This is a genomic window from Pseudomonas sp. XK-1 (assembly GCF_038069885.1).
Lineage (GTDB): Bacteria > Pseudomonadota > Gammaproteobacteria > Pseudomonadales > Pseudomonadaceae > Aquipseudomonas.
In genome coordinates, this window is the sequence record NZ_JBBPES010000004.1 from 471,094 (window position 1) to 487,559 (window position 16,466).

The 16,466-nt window shown below is 62.1% G+C and carries 17 protein-coding genes; 1 reads left to right on the forward strand and 16 read right to left on the reverse strand.

Annotated elements, in window-relative coordinates:
- Window positions 1–87: 87 nt before the first annotated feature.
- From WMW70_RS13290 to flhA, 11 genes are all read right to left on the reverse strand, one after another.
- Window positions 88–876: a ParA family protein gene (locus WMW70_RS13290; RefSeq protein ID WP_341437969.1), complete on the reverse strand. Its 789-nt coding sequence runs from the start codon at window positions 874–876 to the stop codon at window positions 88–90.
- Between the two features lie 51 nt (window positions 877–927).
- The gene (motD, locus tag WMW70_RS13295) at window positions 928–1,797 is read right to left on the reverse strand and encodes a flagellar motor protein MotD (RefSeq protein WP_341437970.1); all 870 of its coding nucleotides are present in this window, start codon (window positions 1,795–1,797) and stop codon (window positions 928–930) included.
- A gap of 12 nt (window positions 1,798–1,809) precedes the next feature.
- The gene (locus WMW70_RS13300) at window positions 1,810–2,550 is read right to left on the reverse strand and encodes a flagellar motor protein (protein ID WP_339462891.1); all 741 of its coding nucleotides are present in this window, start codon (window positions 2,548–2,550) and stop codon (window positions 1,810–1,812) included.
- A complete protein-coding gene (locus tag WMW70_RS13305; protein ID WP_341437971.1) occupies window positions 2,551–3,657 on the reverse strand; it encodes a protein-glutamate methylesterase/protein-glutamine glutaminase in 1,107 nt (368 codons plus the stop codon).
- A gap of 45 nt (window positions 3,658–3,702) precedes the next feature.
- Entirely contained in the window at window positions 3,703–5,877 is a 2,175-nt protein-coding gene (locus WMW70_RS13310; RefSeq protein WP_341437972.1) for a chemotaxis protein CheA, read from the reverse strand.
- A gap of 11 nt (window positions 5,878–5,888) precedes the next feature.
- A complete protein-coding gene (locus tag WMW70_RS13315; protein ID WP_341437973.1) occupies window positions 5,889–6,677 on the reverse strand; it encodes a protein phosphatase CheZ in 789 nt (262 codons plus the stop codon).
- Window positions 6,678–6,696: 19 nt separating this feature from the next.
- Window positions 6,697–7,071, reverse strand: a complete 375-nt coding sequence (locus WMW70_RS13320; RefSeq protein ID WP_178113450.1) for a chemotaxis response regulator CheY — start codon at window positions 7,069–7,071, stop codon at window positions 6,697–6,699.
- Between the two features lie 91 nt (window positions 7,072–7,162).
- Window positions 7,163–7,909 (reverse strand): RNA polymerase sigma factor FliA, encoded by a 747-nt coding sequence (fliA, locus tag WMW70_RS13325; RefSeq protein ID WP_341437974.1) that lies wholly within the window; start codon window positions 7,907–7,909, stop codon window positions 7,163–7,165.
- A complete protein-coding gene (gene fleN / locus WMW70_RS13330; protein ID WP_325509393.1) occupies window positions 7,906–8,736 on the reverse strand; it encodes a flagellar synthesis regulator FleN in 831 nt (276 codons plus the stop codon). Before fleN ends, fliA begins: the two co-directional genes overlap by 4 nt.
- 69 nt (window positions 8,737–8,805) lie before the next feature.
- Window positions 8,806–10,107, reverse strand: coding sequence for a flagellar biosynthesis protein FlhF (flhF, locus tag WMW70_RS13335; RefSeq protein WP_341437975.1), 1,302 nt, complete (start codon window positions 10,105–10,107; stop codon window positions 8,806–8,808).
- 15 nt (window positions 10,108–10,122) lie between these two features.
- Window positions 10,123–12,246: a flagellar biosynthesis protein FlhA gene (gene flhA, locus WMW70_RS13340; protein ID WP_341438054.1), complete on the reverse strand. Its 2,124-nt coding sequence runs from the start codon at window positions 12,244–12,246 to the stop codon at window positions 10,123–10,125.
- A gap of 245 nt (window positions 12,247–12,491) precedes the next feature.
- Between flhA and sodC the strand changes: the two genes are divergently transcribed.
- Window positions 12,492–13,013, forward strand: coding sequence for a superoxide dismutase [Cu-Zn] SodC (sodC, locus tag WMW70_RS13345; RefSeq protein WP_341437976.1), 522 nt, complete (start codon window positions 12,492–12,494; stop codon window positions 13,011–13,013).
- Window positions 13,014–13,055: 42 nt separating this feature from the next.
- Here sodC and flhB read toward each other — a convergent pair whose 3' ends face one another.
- Genes flhB through fliO form a run of 5 tightly spaced genes read right to left on the reverse strand, consistent with a single transcriptional unit; the run spans window position 13,056 to window position 16,466 of the window.
- Entirely contained in the window at window positions 13,056–14,192 is a 1,137-nt protein-coding gene (flhB, locus tag WMW70_RS13350) for a flagellar biosynthesis protein FlhB (RefSeq protein WP_341437977.1), read from the reverse strand.
- Between the two features lie 3 nt (window positions 14,193–14,195).
- Window positions 14,196–14,972, reverse strand: coding sequence for a flagellar biosynthetic protein FliR (fliR, locus tag WMW70_RS13355; protein WP_341437978.1), 777 nt, complete (start codon window positions 14,970–14,972; stop codon window positions 14,196–14,198).
- Window positions 14,973–14,977: 5 nt separating this feature from the next.
- Window positions 14,978–15,247, reverse strand: a complete 270-nt coding sequence (gene fliQ / locus WMW70_RS13360) for a flagellar biosynthesis protein FliQ (protein ID WP_339462902.1) — start codon at window positions 15,245–15,247, stop codon at window positions 14,978–14,980.
- A 2-nt stretch (window positions 15,248–15,249) separates the two neighbouring features.
- Window positions 15,250–16,035, reverse strand: a complete 786-nt coding sequence (gene fliP, locus WMW70_RS13365) for a flagellar type III secretion system pore protein FliP (RefSeq protein ID WP_341437979.1) — start codon at window positions 16,033–16,035, stop codon at window positions 15,250–15,252.
- Complete coding sequence (gene fliO, locus WMW70_RS13370; RefSeq protein ID WP_341437980.1) at window positions 16,035–16,466, reverse strand: flagellar biosynthetic protein FliO; 432 nt, start codon at window positions 16,464–16,466, stop codon at window positions 16,035–16,037. Before fliO ends, fliP begins: the two co-directional genes overlap by 1 nt.

The window sequence follows — 16,466 nt, forward strand, 5'->3', positions numbered from 1 at the left end:
GAATGCAACCTGCTAAAACGACCTGTACAGGCTATCGGCCGCGTCGGCGGCAGACTTGAGCACTTATCTTCAGCATAGCGGCTCATCTCAGGCAACCTGCGCGGCGGTCTGCTGGGCCAGCAGGTGTTTGAGCAGAGCGCGATAGGCCAGCACGCCGCGGCTGTTGTGATCGAAGCGCGAGGGTGTCAGGCCGGCCCGGCTGGCATCGCGCAGGCGCGTATCCACCGGGATATAGGCGGGCCACAGATGCTCGGGGTAACTGTTGCGCAACACCCGCAGGGTACTCATGGACGCCTGGGTGCGGCGGTCGAACAGGGTTGGCACTATGGTGTAGGGCAAGGCCTGACGCCGCGAGCGGTTGATCATTGCCAGGGTGCTGACCATGCGTTCGAGGCCCTTGACCGCGAGGAACTCGGTCTGCACCGGGATCACCAGCTGCTGGCTTGCGGCCAAGGCATTGACCATCAGCACGCCGAGCAAGGGCGGGCTGTCGATCACCGCGTGATCGAAGTCCTGCCAGAGCTGCGCCAGGCTCTTGGCGATCACCAGACCGAGGCCACTCTGCCCCGGGGACTGACGCTCCAGGGTCGCCAGCGCGGTACTCGATGGCAGCAAGGCAATGCGTTCATGACTGGTTGGCAGCAACAGGGTCTGCGTCAAGCCCGGGGGCACGCTGCCCTGATGCTGAAACAGATCGAAACTGCTGTGTTCGAGGCTGTCGGGATCATGCCCGAAGTAACTGGTCATCGACCCATGGGGGTCGAGGTCGACCACCACCACGCGCTTGCCGGCATCGGCCAGCAAACCGGCCAGGGCGATCGAGGTGGTGGTTTTGCCCACACCACCTTTTTGATTGGCTACTGCCCAGACTCTCATTCTCTTTATCCTCCCGGTGAGCTTGCGCCTGACCGAGAACGGGTGCCGCCCTTATCGGGCTGGCGACGGGGAATTGACGGCACCCGCTTGCGGGGCCTGCGCTGGTGACGCTGGTGCAGGTTGCGTGCCAGCCCGCCGCAGGGCTGCGTCGGGTTTGGCGTTACCGCTGCCCACCCCACTGACACTGCGGCGCACATCGAGATTGCGGGAAATCACCAGGACCACCCGCCGATTGCGCCCACGGCCCTCGGCAGTGGCGTTATCCGCGACCGGCTGGAACTCACCGTAGCCGACGGCCGCCAGCCGCCCCGGGCTGACGCCATCGAGGGTCAGCATACGCACTATGGTCGCCGCCCGTGCGGTGGAAAGTTCCCAGTTGGTCGGGTACTGAGCCGTCTGGATCGGCAGATTGTCGGTAAAGCCTTCGACATGAATGGGGTTTTCATAGGGTGCCAGAATTTTGGCCACCTTCTCGATGATGTCGAAGGCCGCGCCATTGGGAATCGCATCGCCACTGGTAAACAACAGGCTGGAGCTGAGCTCGATCTCGATCCACAACTCGTTGCCGCTGACCCTCAGCTGCTCGCTGTCAATCAGTTCACCGAAGGACTCGCGAATACTGCTGGCAATGCTGACCAGGGAATCAGGGGCGGACTGAGGACTTTCGTCATCCACCACTTCACGCTCGGGCTCAATGGTGCGCGGACGCAGCTCGCCAACCGGAATCGGCTTGATGGCACGGTCGGGCTGGTTGAAAACCCCGGTCATACTGTCCGAAAAGATCTTGTACTTGCCCTCGTTGATCGACGAGATCGAATACATGACCACAAAGAAGGCGAACAGCAGGGTGATGAAGTCCGCGTAGGACACCAGCCAGCGTTCATGGTTTTCATGTTCTTCGTGATGCCGCCGGCGGGCCATAGTCTGTCCCCATCAATCCATAAAGCCTTGCAGCTTCAACTCAATGGAACGCGGGTTCTCGCCTTCGGCGATCGACAGGACGCCTTCGAGCAACATCTCCCGGTAGCGCGACTGGCGCTGGGCGATGGCCTTGAGCTTGTTGCCGATGGGTAACAGCAGCAGGTTAGCCAGGCCGACGCCATAGATGGTGGCGACGAAGGCAACGGCAATACCGCTGCCGAGCATGCTCGGATCGGCCAGATTGCCCATGACATGGATCAGCCCCATCACCGCCCCGATGATGCCGATGGTTGGCGCATAGCCACCCATGCTCTCGAACACCTTGGCGGCCTGGATATCGCGGCCTTCCTGGGTATACAGATCGACTTCGAGAATGCTGCGGATGGCCTCCGGTTCAGCACCGTCGACCAGCAGCTGCAGGCCCTTGCGCGCATAGGGGTCGGTCTCAGCATCGGCCACCGCCTCAAGGCCGAGCAAGCCCTCCTTGCGCGCGGTCATGCTCCAGCCGACAACCCTATTGATGCCGCCGATCAGGTCGATATGCGGCGGAAAGAAAATCCAGCTACTGATGGCCAGCGAACGCTTGAACACATTGACCGGAGCCTGCAGAAAAGCCGCGCCCAGAGTACCGCCAATCACGATCAGGGCCGCCGGACCGTTCAGCAATGCCGCTGCATGACCACCCTCCAGGTAGTTGCCGCCGAGAATGGCAACAAAAGCCAGGATGACCCCAATCAGGCTCAGTACATCCATTTATATACAGGTCTCCACCAGGTGCCGGCCGATCTCGTCGAGCGGGTAGATCGCGTCGGCCAGATCGGCTTTGACGATGGCCATCGGCATGCCGTAGATCACGCAGCTGGCTTCGTCCTGGGCCCAGACCTGGCTGCCGCTCTGCTTGAGCAGACGCGCGCCTTCCCGGCCATCGGCCCCCATGCCTGTCAGCACCACAGCCAGCACCTTGTCACCATAGGACTTGGACACCGAACCGAAGGTGATATCCACACAGGGCTTGTAGTTCAGGCGCTCGTCACCGGGCAGAATTCTGACCACGCCCCGGGCATCGACCATCATCTGCTTGCCGCCAGGGGCCAGCAGGGCCAGGCCCGGGCGCAACACATCGCCATCCTCGGCCTCCTTGACGCTGATCCGGCAAAGCTTGTCCAGACGCTCGGCGAAGGCCTTGGTAAAAGCCGCCGGCATATGCTGGATCAGTACGATGGGGGCCGGAAAACTGGCCGGCAACTGGGTCAGGACTCGCTGCAGGGCCACCGGACCGCCGGTCGAGGTGCCGATAGCGACCAGTTTGTAGGCCTTGCGCTTGGGCGCAGCCGAGCTTGCCGGCGCGCCCACCGGGCGACTCACCGGACTGCTGGTGGTACCGGCGGCAGGACGCACTGCGGGGCGGGCCTGCGCTGCGGGAGCGGCAGCCGGGGCGGCAGGCGGACTGAAACTGCGTCTGTTGCTGCGGGCAATGGTATGGATCTTCTCGCACAGCAGCTGCTTGACCCGCTCCGGGTTACGCGAGATGTCCTCGAAGTTCTTCGGCAGGAAATCGACGGCCCCGGCCTCCAGCGCATCCAGGGTCACCCGCGCGCCTTCGTGAGTCAGCGAGGAAAACATCAGTACCGGGGTTGGACAGCGCTGCATGATATTACGCACAGCCGTGATGCCATCCATCATCGGCATTTCGTAATCCATGGTGATCACGTCCGGCTTGAGTGCCAGCGCCTGATCGATGGCCTCGCGGCCGTTAGTGGCTGTACCAATCACCTGGATATTAGGGTCGGCCGAAAGAATCTCCGACACACGCCGGCGAAAGAAACCGGAATCGTCAACCACCAACACCTTAACAGCCATAAACACTCCTAAACGGCACTAGAAAGACAGACGTGCCGCTAACATTCAGATGCGCCGAGCATAACGCTTCAGCATGCTCGGTACGTCTAGAATCAGGGCGATACGCCCATCACCGGTGATGGTCGCACCCGACATGCCCGGAGTGCCCTGGAGCATCTTGCCCAGCGGTTTGATTACCACCTCCTCCTGACCCACCAGCTGGTCGACGACAAAGCCGATACGCTGGCTGCCCACGGTAAGGATCACCACATGGCCCTCGCCCTGCTCCACATGGGCGGCACTGCCGATCAGCCAGCGCTTGAGGTAGAACAACGGTAGCGCCTTGTCGCGCACGATCACCACCTCCTGGCCGTCGACCACATTGGTGCGCGACAGGTCGAGGTGGAAGATTTCGTTGACGTTGACCAGCGGGAAGGCGAAGGCCTGGTTGCCCAGCATCACCATCAGGGTCGGCATGATCGCCAGGGTCAGCGGCACCTTGATCACGATCTTCGAGCCCTGGCCCTTGACCGAGAACACGTTGACCGTGCCGTTGAGCTGGGAAATCTTGGTTTTCACCACGTCCATGCCCACCCCACGACCGGACACGTCTGAGATCTCGGTCTTGGTCGAAAAGCCTGGGGCGAAAATCAGGTTGTAGCATTCGAATTCGTTGAGGCGGTCGGCCGCATCCTTGTCCAGCAGGCCTTTTTCCACGGCCTTGGCGCGCAGCTGATCGGCATCCATACCCTTGCCGTCGTCGGAGATCGACAGCAGGATATGGTCGCCCTCCTGCTCGGCCGAGAGCACCACCTTGCCGCCGCGCAGCTTGCCCGAAGCCTCGCGCTCCTCCGGCATCTCGATACCATGATCGACCGCGTTGCGCACCAAGTGGACCAGCGGATCGGCCAGGGCCTCGACCAGGTTCTTGTCCAGGTCGGTTTCTTCGCCGACCAGCTCCAGGTTGATCTCTTTCTTGAGCTGGCGCGCCAGGTCGCGAACCAGGCGCGGGAAGCGCCCGAAGACCTTCTTGATCGGCTGCATACGGGTTTTCATAACCGCGGTCTGCAGGTCTGCGGTCACCACGTCGAGGTTGGATACGGCCTTGGACATGGCCTCGTCGGCGCTGTTGGAGCCCAGGCGCACCAGGCGGTTACGCACCAGCACCAGTTCGCCGACCATGTTCATGATTTCGTCCAGGCGCGCGGTATCGACCCTGACCGTGGTTTCCGCCTCGCTGGGCGGCGCAGCCTTCTCCGCGGCCGGGGCGGCCGCAGCCTTGACCGGCTCGGGTTTGGCCACAGGTTTCGCTGCGGGTTTGGCCACCGGCTTGGCGGGCTCTACGGGTTTCGCCGCGGCGGCCGCAGGCGGGGCACTGATGGCTTCGGGCTCGACAAACTTGCCTTTGCCGTGCAGCTGATCGAGCAGCGCCTCGAACTCGTCATCGGTGATTTCGTCACCGCCGGATGCCGCAGCAGGAGCGGCGGGAGTCGCCTTGGCCGCTGGTTCCGCGGCTGGTGGCGCAAACTGGCCCTTGCCATGCAACTGATCAAGCAGGGACTCGAATTCGTCGTCGGTGATTTCATCAGTGCCGGATGCCGCAGCAGCGGCAGGTGCCGCCACACTGGCGGGCTCGGTGGCCGCGAACTGGCCCTTGCCATGCAGCTGATCGAGCAAGGACTCGAATTCATCGTCGGTGATTTCATCGCCGCTGGCGGCCGCAGTTGCCTGGGCCGGAGCTTCATCCAGGGCACCGAGTAGCTGTTCGAACTCGCTATCGGTGATATCGGCACCGCCCGCTAAAGGCTCTGGCTGTGCCGCGGGCGCTTCAGCAACTGGCGCAGCGGCTCCCGCTGGTTCGGCCAGGCGCGCCAGGGCAGCCAAAAGCTCGGGTGTGGCCGGGGTCAGGTCGGTGCGTTCACGCACCTCGGTAAACATGCTGTTGACGGCATCCAGTGCTTCCAGCACCACATCCATCAGCGCCGAGTCGACGCGTCGTTCACCCTTGCGCAGGATGTCGAAGACGTTTTCTGCGATATGGCAGCATTCCACCAGCTCATTGAGCTGGAGAAAACCGGCACCACCTTTGACGGTATGGAACCCGCGAAAAATAGCGTTGAGCAGATTCATGTCATCCGGCCGACTTTCCAGCTCTACAAGCTGCTCGGACAGTAGTTCAAGAATCTCGCCGGCCTCTACCAGGAAGTCCTGGAGGATTTCTTCATCGGCGCCGAAGCTCATAAGACGTGCTCCTAAAATCCCAGGCTGGAAAGCAGGTCGTCGACATCATCCTGATTAGATGCGACGTCTTCACGCTTATCGGCATGAATCTGCGGACCTTCACCGTGGGAAGGCTCTTTTTGTTGTTCTTGTTCGGCGCGCAGCAGTTCGTGGTTGTGCTCGATGCCGGCAATCTGATCGACCTGACTGGCCATCAGCACCAGCTTGAGCAGGTTGCTTTCAACTTCGGTAACCAGTTGCGTCACCCGCTTGATCACCTGACCGGTGAGGTCCTGATAGTCCTGGGCCAGCAAAATGTCGTTGAGATGGCCAGACAGCTTGCTGCCGTCGCGCTCGCTGCGGGCAAGAAACAGTTCGACGCGCTTGGCCAGCTCGCGAAAGCCATCGGCGCTCATCTCGCGGCGCATAAAACGCCCCCAGTCGGCACTCAGGCTCTGCGCTTCGGCGCTGAGGTCATTGACCAGCGGGGCACTCTGCTCGACCAGGTCCATGGTGCGATTGGCCGCTTTCTCGGTCATCGTCACCACATAGTTGAGGCGTTCGGTGGCATCGGTGATTTGTGAAACTTCGGTGGCATGGGGGACGCGCGGATCAAGCTGAAAATTGACAATCGCGTTGTGCAGTTCGCGGGTCAGCTTGCCGACCTCGTGATACAGGCCGCGATCACGCGCCTTATTCAGTTCATGGATCAGCTGTACAGCTTCGCCGAAATTGCCTTGCTCCAGGCTCTCAACCAACTGGCGAGCGCTTAGCTTCAGAGTCGACTCGAGGTCGCTCTGAGGGGAATCTTTATGTTCCATAGTACCCTCGCGGCAAACATCAGCCGTTGACCCGCTCGAAGATCTTTTCAATCTTCTCTTTAAGCACCTGAGCGGTGAACGGCTTGACCACATAACCGTTCACCCCCGCCTGCGCAGCCTCGATGATCTGATCGCGCTTGGCTTCTGCCGTGACCATCAGCACCGGCAAGGTTTTCAGGCGCTCATCGGCACGCACCGCACGCAACAGGTCGATCCCGGTCATGCCTGGCATATTCCAGTCAGTCACCAGGAAGTCGAAACTGCCGCTCTGCAGCATGGGCAAGGCGGTGGTGCCGTCATCGGCTTCCGCGGTATTGGTGAACCCCAAATCACGCAGGAGGTTCTTGATGATCCGGCGCATCGTTGAAAAGTCATCAACGATGAGGATTTTCATATTTTTGTCCAAGTCGACCTCCGTACAGTCCAAACGCAGCCAGCACCTGGCTACGCCTTTAATCATGAAACCGGCCTGCTGATTTAACTGCCTAGTTCGCGCGCCATTCGCCAAGCCGTGCCCGCAACCGTGCGGCGCACTGGCTGTGGAGCTGGCTGACGCGGGACTCGCTAACCCCCAGTACCGCGCCGATCTCCTTAAGATTCAATTCTTCGTCGTAATACAACGCCAACACCAACCGCTCGCGCTCCGGCAGGCCGGCAATGGCGTCGGCCAGCGCCGCCTGAAAGCGTTCGTCTTCCAGATCGCGGGAGGGTTCGAGGTGGTGGCCGGCAAGATCCTCGCGCAGCCCACCGTGCTCGCCATCCTGCAACAGGTCGTCGAAGCTGAACAAGCGGCTGCCCAAAGTGTCGCCAAGAATGCCGTAGTAATCCTCGAGACTCAATTGGAGTTCGGCCGCAACCTCTTGATCTTTAGCGTCTCGACCGGTTCTGGCCTCAATTACCCGAATGGCGTCGCTGACCATGCGGCTGTTTCGATGCACCGAACGGGGGGCCCAGTCACCTTTGCGCACCTCGTCGAGCATCGAACCGCGTATGCGGATGCCGGCGAATGTCTCGAAACTGGCACCTTTGCTGGAATCGTATTTTTTTGACGCTTCGAGCAGACCGATCATTCCGGCCTGAATCAGATCGTCCACCTGGATATTGGCCGGCAGACGCGCCAACAGGTGGTAAGCAATGCGTTTGACCAGGGGCGCATAGCGCTCGATCAACTGGTGCTGGGAGTCCTGCGCCTGCGCTTTGCTGTACATACGGAGTCCAGAGGCTGCTGTCATATGGCCGGGTCCGCAACCGGTTGCTGCACCAGACGCTCGACGAAAAACTCCAGATGACCGCGCGGGTTGGCCGGTAGCGGCCAGGCATCGACCTTCTGGGCTATCGCCTTGAACGCCAGCGCACATTTAGAGCGCGGGAAGGCTTCATAAACCGCGCGCTGTTTCTGCACGGCCTTGCGCACCGACTCGTCGTAAGGCACGGCACCTACATACTGCAGGGCGACGTCGAGAAAACGATCGGTGACCTTGGTCAGCTTAGCAAACAGATTGCGACCTTCCTGCGGACTGTGGGCCATATTGGCCAGGACGCGGAAGCGGTTCATGCCGTGGTCGCGGTTAAGCAGCTTGATCAGGGCATAGGCATCGGTGATCGAGGTGGGCTCATCGCACACCACCACCAGCACTTCCTGGGCCGCGCGCACGAAGCTGACCACACCATCACCGATCCCGGCGGCGGTGTCGATAATTAGCACGTCGAGGTTGTCGCTGATATCGCTGAACGCCTGAATCAGCCCGGCGTGCTGCATAGGCGACAGCTGCACCATGCTCTGGATACCGGACGCCGCCGGCACGATGCGGATGCCCCCCGGGCCCTGCAGCAGGACCTCGCGCAACTCGCACTCGCCGCTGATGACATCTTCCAGGGTGCGCTTGGCGCTCAGCCCCAGCAGTACGTCGACGTTGGCCAGGCCCAGGTCGGCGTCCATCAGCATCACCCGGCGGCCGAGGTCGGCCAGGGCCAAAGCCAGATTCACCGACACATTGGTCTTACCGACGCCACCTTTGCCGCCGGTTACAGCAATCACCTGTACGGGATGCATGCCCATGTTATCTACACACCTGTTGTCTAACTTCGACCGCAGCCATGTGGCTGGCTGTGCTCTATTGATTAATGCTCAACTCGCGCGGCGCGCTGGCTGCTGATAGAGGCCGGCAAACATCTCGGCCATCGTATCCTCGCTGGGGTCCTGGGTGGCCTGCAGCCCCACTGCGCGGCTCACCAGCTGATGGCTGCGCGGCACATGCAGATCGTCCGGGATCCGCGGTCCATCGGTCAGATAGGCTACCGGTAGACGCTGGCTAATAGCCAGCCCTAAAACCTCGCCCAGGCTGGTGGCTTCGTCCGCCTTGGTCAGGATGCAACCGGACAAACCGCACTGCTTGTAACTATGGTAGGCCGCTTTCAGCACTTGGCTCTGACTGGTTGCCGCCATCACCAGATAATTCTTTGCATTGACCCCGCGACTGGCCAGGGTTTCCAGCTGCATGCGCAGCGCCGGATCGTTACCCGGCAGGCCGGCGGTATCGATCAGCACCACACGCTTGCGGGCCAGCGGAGCCAGGGCCTGGGTCAGCGACTGCCCCGGATCGACCAGGGTCACCGGCACATCGAGGATACGCCCCAGGGTCTTGAGTTGCTCCTGGGCACCGATGCGGTAGCTGTCCAGGCTGACCAGGGCGATGTGCTGCGCGCCGTACTTGAGTACGTAGCGCGCCGCCAGCTTGGCCAGGGTGGTGGTCTTGCCCATGCCGGCGGGACCGACCAGGGCGATCACGCCGCCCTCGTCCATCGGTTCCTGCTTCGGCGTCTTGATCGCGTGGGCCAGGTGGGCCAGCAGCATGCGCCAGGCCTGGCGCGGCTCGGCGACATTGGCCACGCGCTCGAGCAGGGCCTTGGCCAGTTCGGCGGACAGGCCCATGCGCTGCAGACGCCGCCACAGATTGGCCTGCTGCGGCCGACGGTTCTGCAACTGGCCCCAGGCGATGGAGCCGAGCTGTACTTCGATCAGCTCGCGCAGACCATGCAGCTCGAAGCGCATGGCATCCAGCGCACGCTGATCGCTCACCGCTGCCGGTGCAGCCTGAGGCTGCTGCAGGGCTGCCGCCAGAATGGCTGCGGGCATGCTTGGCGGCGCGCCAAGCAGTTGGCGGTCCTTGCCAGCGTCGCCCTGGGCACGGCTGACCAGCTCGGCCTGGGCCGAGGCGATCTTCGCCTGGGTCTGGCGCAACTCGGCCTCCAGCGCAGGGTTGGGCTGGCGGGCCGGCGCGGCAGGAATCTGATAATCCAGTGCGGCAGTCAGCTCGACACCGCCGGCAACCCGGCGATTGCCGATGATCGAGGCATCGGCACCCAGCTCATCGCGCACCAGTTTCATGGCGGTACGCATATCGGCGGCGAAAAAGCGTTTGACCTGCATGGCCTGTAACCTCGGTTAGTTCTGCCCCACCGTCGCAACGATGGTGACTTGCTTGTTGTCCGGAATTTCCTGGTATGCCAGTACATGGATACTCGGAACCGCCAGCCGCGCGAAACGCGAGAGCATCGCCCGGACCGGACCGGCCACCAGCAGGATCACTGGCTTGCCGAGCATCTCCTGGCGCTGCGCCGCTTCCACCAGGGAACGCTGCAGCTTCTCGGCCATACCAGGCTCCAGAAGAATGCCATCCTCGGAGCCTTGTCCGGCCTTGTTCATACTGTTGAGCAATATCTGTTCCAACCTGGGCTCCAGGGTGATCACAGGCAGCTCCAGCTCTAGTCCCACAATGCTTTGCACGATTGCCCGGGCCAGAGCGACGCGCACCGCGGCCACCATCGCGGCGGGATCTTGACTCTTGACCGCGACATTGGCGATGGCCTCGGCGATGGTGCGGATATCCCTGACCGGTACCTGTTCCTGCAGCAGGGACTGCAATACCTTGAGCAGGGTCGAAAGCGAAACCAGCCCCGGCACCAGCTCCTCGGCGAGCTTGGGCGAGCTCTTGGCCAGCAGTTGCAGCAGCTGCTGCACTTCCTCATGCCCGAGCAGCTCGTGGGCATGCTTGTGCAGCACCTGATTGAGGTGGGTGGCAACCACGGTACTGGCGTCGACCACGGTGTAGCCCAGGGACTGCGCCTGATCGCGCTGGCTCGGGTCGATCCACACCGCCTCCAGACCAAACGCCGGGTCTTTGGCGGCAATGCCGTTCAATGCGCCGAACACCTGCCCCGGGTTGATCGCCAGTTCGCGATCCGGATAGACCTCGGCCTCGGCCACGCTGACCCCCATCAGGGTCAGGCGATAGGCATTGGGCTGCAGATCGAGGTTGTCGCGGATATGCACCGAGGGCATCAGAAAGCCCATTTCCTGGGACAGCTTCTTGCGCACCCCCTTGATCCGCGCCAGCAGCTGGCCACCCTGGTTGCGATCGACCAGAGGAATCAGGCGGTAGCCCACTTCCAGGCCGACCATATCCACCGGCGTCACGTCATCCCAGCCCAGCTCCTTGACCTCCTGCGCGCGCTGCGCCGGCAACAGTTCCTGCTGACGCTGTACTTCCTTGACCTCGTTCTCCTGCACCACCCGCTGCTTGTTGGCGATCCAGTAGGCTGCGCCGGCCGCCACCAGGCCCAGGCCGATAAAGGAGAAATGCGGCATGCCCGGCACCAGGCCGATGGCGATCATGATCGCGGCCGCCACCGCCAGGGCGCGGGGCGAGGCGAACATCTGGCGATTGACCTGAGCGCCCATATCCTCGGAGCTGGACACCCGGGTCACCATGATGGCCGCTGCGGTAGACAGCAGCAGCGAAGGAATCTGCGCCACCAGACCGTCACCGATGGTCAGCAGGGTGTAGACCTTGCCCGCATCGACAAAATTAAGGCTGTGCTGGAACACGCCGATGGCGATACCGCCGATCAGGTTGATAAACAGAATCAGCAGACCGGCCACGGCATCGCCGCGCACGAACTTGCTGGCACCGTCCATGGAGCCGTAGAAGTCGGCCTCCTGGGACACATCGGAACGACGCTGCTTGGCTTCGGCCTGATCGATCAGGCCGGCGTTCAGGTCGGCGTCGATGGCCATCTGCTTGCCCGGCATGGCATCCAAAGTAAAGCGCGCGCTGACCTCGGAAATACGCCCCGCACCCTTGGTCACCACCACGAAGTTGATGATCATCAGAATGGCGAACACCACGATACCCACCACGTAGTTGCCGCCGATCACCACCTCGCCGAAGGCCTTGATCACCTGCCCCGCGGCATCTCCGCCGGCATGCCCGTGCAGCAGCACCACCCGGGTCGAGGCCACGTTGAGCGCCAGGCGCATCAGGGTGGCAGCCAACAGAATGGTGGGGAATACCGCGAAATCCAGGGGCCGCAGTGCATAGATGCTGACCAGCAGCACCACGATCGACAAAGCGATGCTGAAGGTGAAGAGCACATCGAGAAGGAAGGGCGGAATCGGCAGCATGACCATGCCGAGCATGACCAGCAGCAGCAGCGGTATGCCCAGATTGCCCTGCTTCAACCCCGACAGGTTGCTGCGCACATCACTGATCATTTGCGAACGATCTATTGCCACTGCCCTACCCCAGCCGATTCAATCTTTTGACGCCCAAGGCGTCACTGTGTCGGTGATTGCAAGAAGCCTTCCACTTTCACCAAAGCCGCTCGCAATCGCTCACCAGACGGCGTTACACGAGGGAGGAATGCTGGCGCGCGATAAAACAGCGAACCTCGGCAGCAAATGCCAGTCCCAGCACTGACAAGGACGCGGCATGCCCGCCGCGCTTTTCTCGAGAGCCACCGAGGAACTCACCAATGAAACGATGGATGATTGCCGCATTGGCCGGCTGCTGCGCCGCCAACCTTCAGGCTGCCGAGCTGTCGGTCGAACTCGACACCGTGGATAGCAAAGGCCAGGGGGCCTCGATCGGCACGGTGCTTATCAGCGAGAGCCCCTATGGCGTGGTGTTCACCCCGCAGTTGCACGGCCTAGAACCCGGCCTGCATGGCTTTCATGTACACAGCAAGCCCAGCTGCGATCCGGCCCCCAAGGATGGTCAGCCTTCGCCAGCCGAAGCCGCTGGCGGCCACTGGGACCCGCAGGGCACCGGTAAGCACGACCTGCCCTGGGGTGATGGTCACCTGGGGGACCTGCCCACCCTGCTGGTCACCGCAGACGGCAAGGCCAGCCAGCCGGTACTGGCACCCCGCATCAAGAACCTGAAGGAGCTGAAAGGCCTGTCGCTGATGGTGCATGCAGGTGGCGACAACCATGCCGACCACCCCAAGCCGCTGGGCGGTGGCGGAACACGCGTAGCCTGCGGCGTGATCGACTAGCCGGCACAGCCTGTCACCGGCATGCCGGCGGCAGGCTCTGCGTCACTCGTTCCGGCGCAAATCCGGCGGGATCGGCAGGTCCGGCAGCGGTGCCGGGCGCTTGCCCTTGCCGGCCTTGTACTGGCGCAGCTGGTAGACGTAGGCCAGCACCTGGGCGACGGCCAGGTACAAACCGGCGGGGATTTCCTGATCCAGTTCGGTGGAATAGAACACCGCCCGCGCCAGGGCCGGCGATTCCAGCACCATGACCTTGTGCTCGTTGGCGATTTCGCGAATCTTCAACGCGGTGAAGTCGCCACCCTTGGCCAGCAGCACCGGCGCGCTGCCCTTGCTCGGGTCGTATTTGAGCGCCACGGCAAAGTGGGTCGGGTTGGTGATCACCACATCGGCCTCGGGTACGGCCTGCATCATGCGCCGCTCGGAGATTTCCCGCTGCATCTGACGGATGCGCTGCTTGACCTCGGGTTTGCCTTCGCTGTCCTTGTACTCGTCGCGTACTTCCTGCTTGGTCATCATCAGCTTTTTCTTGTTGCTCCACAGCTGGAACGGCACATCCACTGCGGCGATCAGAATCAGCCCGCAGGACATCCACAGCGCGCTCCAGCCCACCACGCTCAGCGCGTGGATAATGGCCGAGTCGACGGGCTCATGGACGATGGCCAGCAGGTCATTCTGAAAGGCCGCCAGTACCGCCACCCCCACCAGCAGAATCAGCACAAACTTGGCCAGGGCCTTGAGCAACTCGACCAGGGCATTGACCGAAAACATCCGCTTGAGCCCGGCCCACGGGTTCATTCGACTGGCTTTGGGGGCCATGGCCTCGGCCGAGAACAACCAGCCGCCCAGGGAAATGGGCCCCAGGATGGACACCACCAGCAGCAACAGAAACAGCGGAAACAAGGCCTCCATGGCTATTTCCCCTGAGGCGGCCAGCCATAGCCCCATGCTGTTCTCATCCATGATCGCCTCCCGCGGCAGGGAGAAGTTGCCCCGCATGATGTCCAGCATGGCGTTGCCCATGCTGCCACCGAACACCAGCAACCCGCCGAAACCGCCCAGGGTCACGGCCAGGGTATTGAGCTCCTTGGAACGGGCGATCTGCCCCTTCTTGCGCGACTCGCTGAGTCGCTTGCCCGTGGGCTCCTCGCTTTTTTCGGCACCGCTCTCGGATTCGGCCATGACTTAACTCGTCGCCGCCATTTCACGGAGAAACTCTAAAGCCTCGCTGGCAAACACCTGGTACTGGGCGAGGATATCGGCCATGCCGATCCAGACGATCACCATCCCCAGCACCAGGGTCAGGGGAAAACCGATGGAGAAGATATTCAGCTGCGGCGCGGCCCGGGTCATCACCCCGAACGCCAGGTTGACCACCAGCAACGCGGTGATCGCCGGCAATACCAGCAACAGCGCCGCGCCGATCACCCAGCCCAGCCGGTTGACCACCTGCCAGTAGTTGTCGACCAGAAAACCGCCGCCCACCGGCAGGGTCACGAAACTCTCCGCCAGCACCTCGAACACCACCAGATGGGCATTCATGGCGAGAAACAGCAGGGTCACCAGAATCATGAACAGCTGACCGATCACCGGCACCGAAACGCCATTGGCCGGGTCGACCATGGAGGCGAAGCCCAGGCCCATCTGCATGGCCACGATCTGCCCGGCAATCACGAAGACCTGAAAGAACAGCTGCAGGGTAAAGCCCAGCATCGCGCCGATGAGAATTTCCTGGGCGATCCAGAGCAAGGCCTGCAGGCTGATGGCATCCACTGTCGGCATCTCGGGCAGAGTCGGCACCAACACCACGCAGATAGCCAGGGAGAAATACAGCCGCACCCGCGCCGAGACCAGCTGCGTGCCGATGATCGGCATCAGCATCAACATGGAGGCGATACGAAACAGTGGCAGCAGAAAGCTGCCCACCCAGCTGCCGATCTGCCCATCGCTCAGCTCAAGCACGGGCGTCAGCCGATCAGCATCGGAATGTTCATGATCAGGGTCTCGGTGTACTCCATCAGCTCGCGCACCAGCCAGGGCCCGGCCATGATCAGTACCACCAGAATCACCAGCAGACGCGGCAGAAAGCTCAGGGTCTGTTCGTTGATCTGGGTCGCGGCCTGGAACATGGCCACCAGCAGACCGACGATCAGGCTGGGGACCACGATGATCGCCACGATGCTGGCGGTCAGCCACAGGGCTCCGCGCACCAGGTCCACCGCCACTTCAGGGGTCATGCCTAGAGCCCTCCAAAGCTGGCGGCCAGGGTGCCCATGATCAGTGCCCAGCCGTCGATAAGCACAAACAACATGATTTTGAACGGCAGGGAAATGATCAGCGGCGAGAGCATCATCATACCCATGGCCATCAGGATGCTCGCCACCACCATGTCGATGATCAGGAACGGGATAAAGATCATAAAGCCGATCTGGAAGGCGGTTTTCAGTTCCGAGGTGACAAAGGCCGGTACCAGAATGGTCAACGGAGCCGCTTCCGGGCTGGCGATATCGGTACGCTTGGACAGACGCACGAACAGTTCGAGATCGCTCTCGCGGGTCTGCGACAGCATAAAGTTCTTGATCGGCACCTCGGCACGGCTGATGGCCTCCTGGGCCGGCAGCTGCTCATTCAGGTAGGGCTGCAGGGCCTCCTGGTTAATCTGTTCGAACACCGGGGCCATGATAAACATGGTCAGAAACAGCGCCATGCCCACCAGAATCTGATTGGAAGGCGTCTGCTGCAACCCCAGGGCCTGACGCAGAATCGAGAAGACGATGATGATCCGGGTAAAGCTGGTCATCAGCATGACGAACGCCGGGATAAAGCTCAGCGCCGTCATGATCAGCAGGATCTGCAGGCTGACCGAGTACTCCTGCTGGCCGTCGGTGTCGGTACTCAGGGTAATGGCCGGAACCGACAGCGGGTTGTTCCCCGATTGAATCAAGGTGCTGGCAGTCGGCGCATCTGCGGCGAACGCAAGCGAAGCACCCAGGCTGAAAACCAGTACCAGCAGCAAACGCAGCATCAAGACTTGTCCTTCTGGTCCTTGCCCAGCAGCTCCATCAGGCGCTGGGCAAACTCGGCCGAGGCCGGTTCGGCATCGGGGAAATGCACCGGCTCGGCCATCACATGCAGCGCCCTGATGTTGCCCGGGGTCAGCCCCAGCAGAATCTGTTCGCCGCCCACCTGCACCAGCACCAGCCGGTCACGCGGGCCCAGGGCCTGGGTCGCGACTATCTTGATCACCTGACCGCCGCGCGGCACGATCTGCTGCACGCGGCGCACCAGCCAGGCCAGCAGGAAGATCACCCCGATCACCAGCAACAGGCCGAACAGCAACTGCGCCAGCTGGCCGCCGGTGGTCGAGTCAGCAAGCGGGGTCGCGGCCTTCTCGGCCGATTCGGCAGCCACAGCCCAGAACGGCAGGGCCAGGCCCAGCAACGAGACTCTAGGCAT

Coding starts and splice junctions, on each gene's coding strand:
- sodC (WP_341437976.1), top strand. CDS start 12,492: ATGAAACGATGGATGATTGCCGCATTGGCCGGCTGCTGCGCCGCCAAC.
- WMW70_RS13290 (WP_341437969.1), bottom strand. CDS start 876: ATGAGAGTCTGGGCAGTAGCCAATCAAAAAGGTGGTGTGGGCAAAACC.
- fliO (WP_341437980.1), bottom strand. CDS start 16,466: ATGCCTAGAGTCTCGTTGCTGGGCCTGGCCCTGCCGTTCTGGGCTGTG.
- motD (WP_341437970.1), bottom strand. CDS start 1,797: ATGGCCCGCCGGCGGCATCACGAAGAACATGAAAACCATGAACGCTGG.
- WMW70_RS13305 (WP_341437971.1), bottom strand. CDS start 3,657: ATGGCTGTTAAGGTGTTGGTGGTTGACGATTCCGGTTTCTTTCGCCGG.
- WMW70_RS13300 (WP_339462891.1), bottom strand. CDS start 2,550: ATGGATGTACTGAGCCTGATTGGGGTCATCCTGGCTTTTGTTGCCATT.
- WMW70_RS13320 (WP_178113450.1), bottom strand. CDS start 7,071: ATGAAAATCCTCATCGTTGATGACTTTTCAACGATGCGCCGGATCATC.
- fliA (WP_341437974.1), bottom strand. CDS start 7,909: ATGACAGCAGCCTCTGGACTCCGTATGTACAGCAAAGCGCAGGCGCAG.
- flhF (WP_341437975.1), bottom strand. CDS start 10,107: ATGCAGGTCAAACGCTTTTTCGCCGCCGATATGCGTACCGCCATGAAA.
- WMW70_RS13310 (WP_341437972.1), bottom strand. CDS start 5,877: ATGAGCTTCGGCGCCGATGAAGAAATCCTCCAGGACTTCCTGGTAGAG.
- fliQ (WP_339462902.1), bottom strand. CDS start 15,247: ATGACCCCTGAAGTGGCGGTGGACCTGGTGCGCGGAGCCCTGTGGCTG.
- WMW70_RS13315 (WP_341437973.1), bottom strand. CDS start 6,677: ATGGAACATAAAGATTCCCCTCAGAGCGACCTCGAGTCGACTCTGAAG.
- flhB (WP_341437977.1), bottom strand. CDS start 14,192: ATGGCCGAATCCGAGAGCGGTGCCGAAAAAAGCGAGGAGCCCACGGGC.
- fliP (WP_341437979.1), bottom strand. CDS start 16,035: ATGCTGCGTTTGCTGCTGGTACTGGTTTTCAGCCTGGGTGCTTCGCTT.
- fleN (WP_325509393.1), bottom strand. CDS start 8,736: ATGGGCATGCATCCCGTACAGGTGATTGCTGTAACCGGCGGCAAAGGT.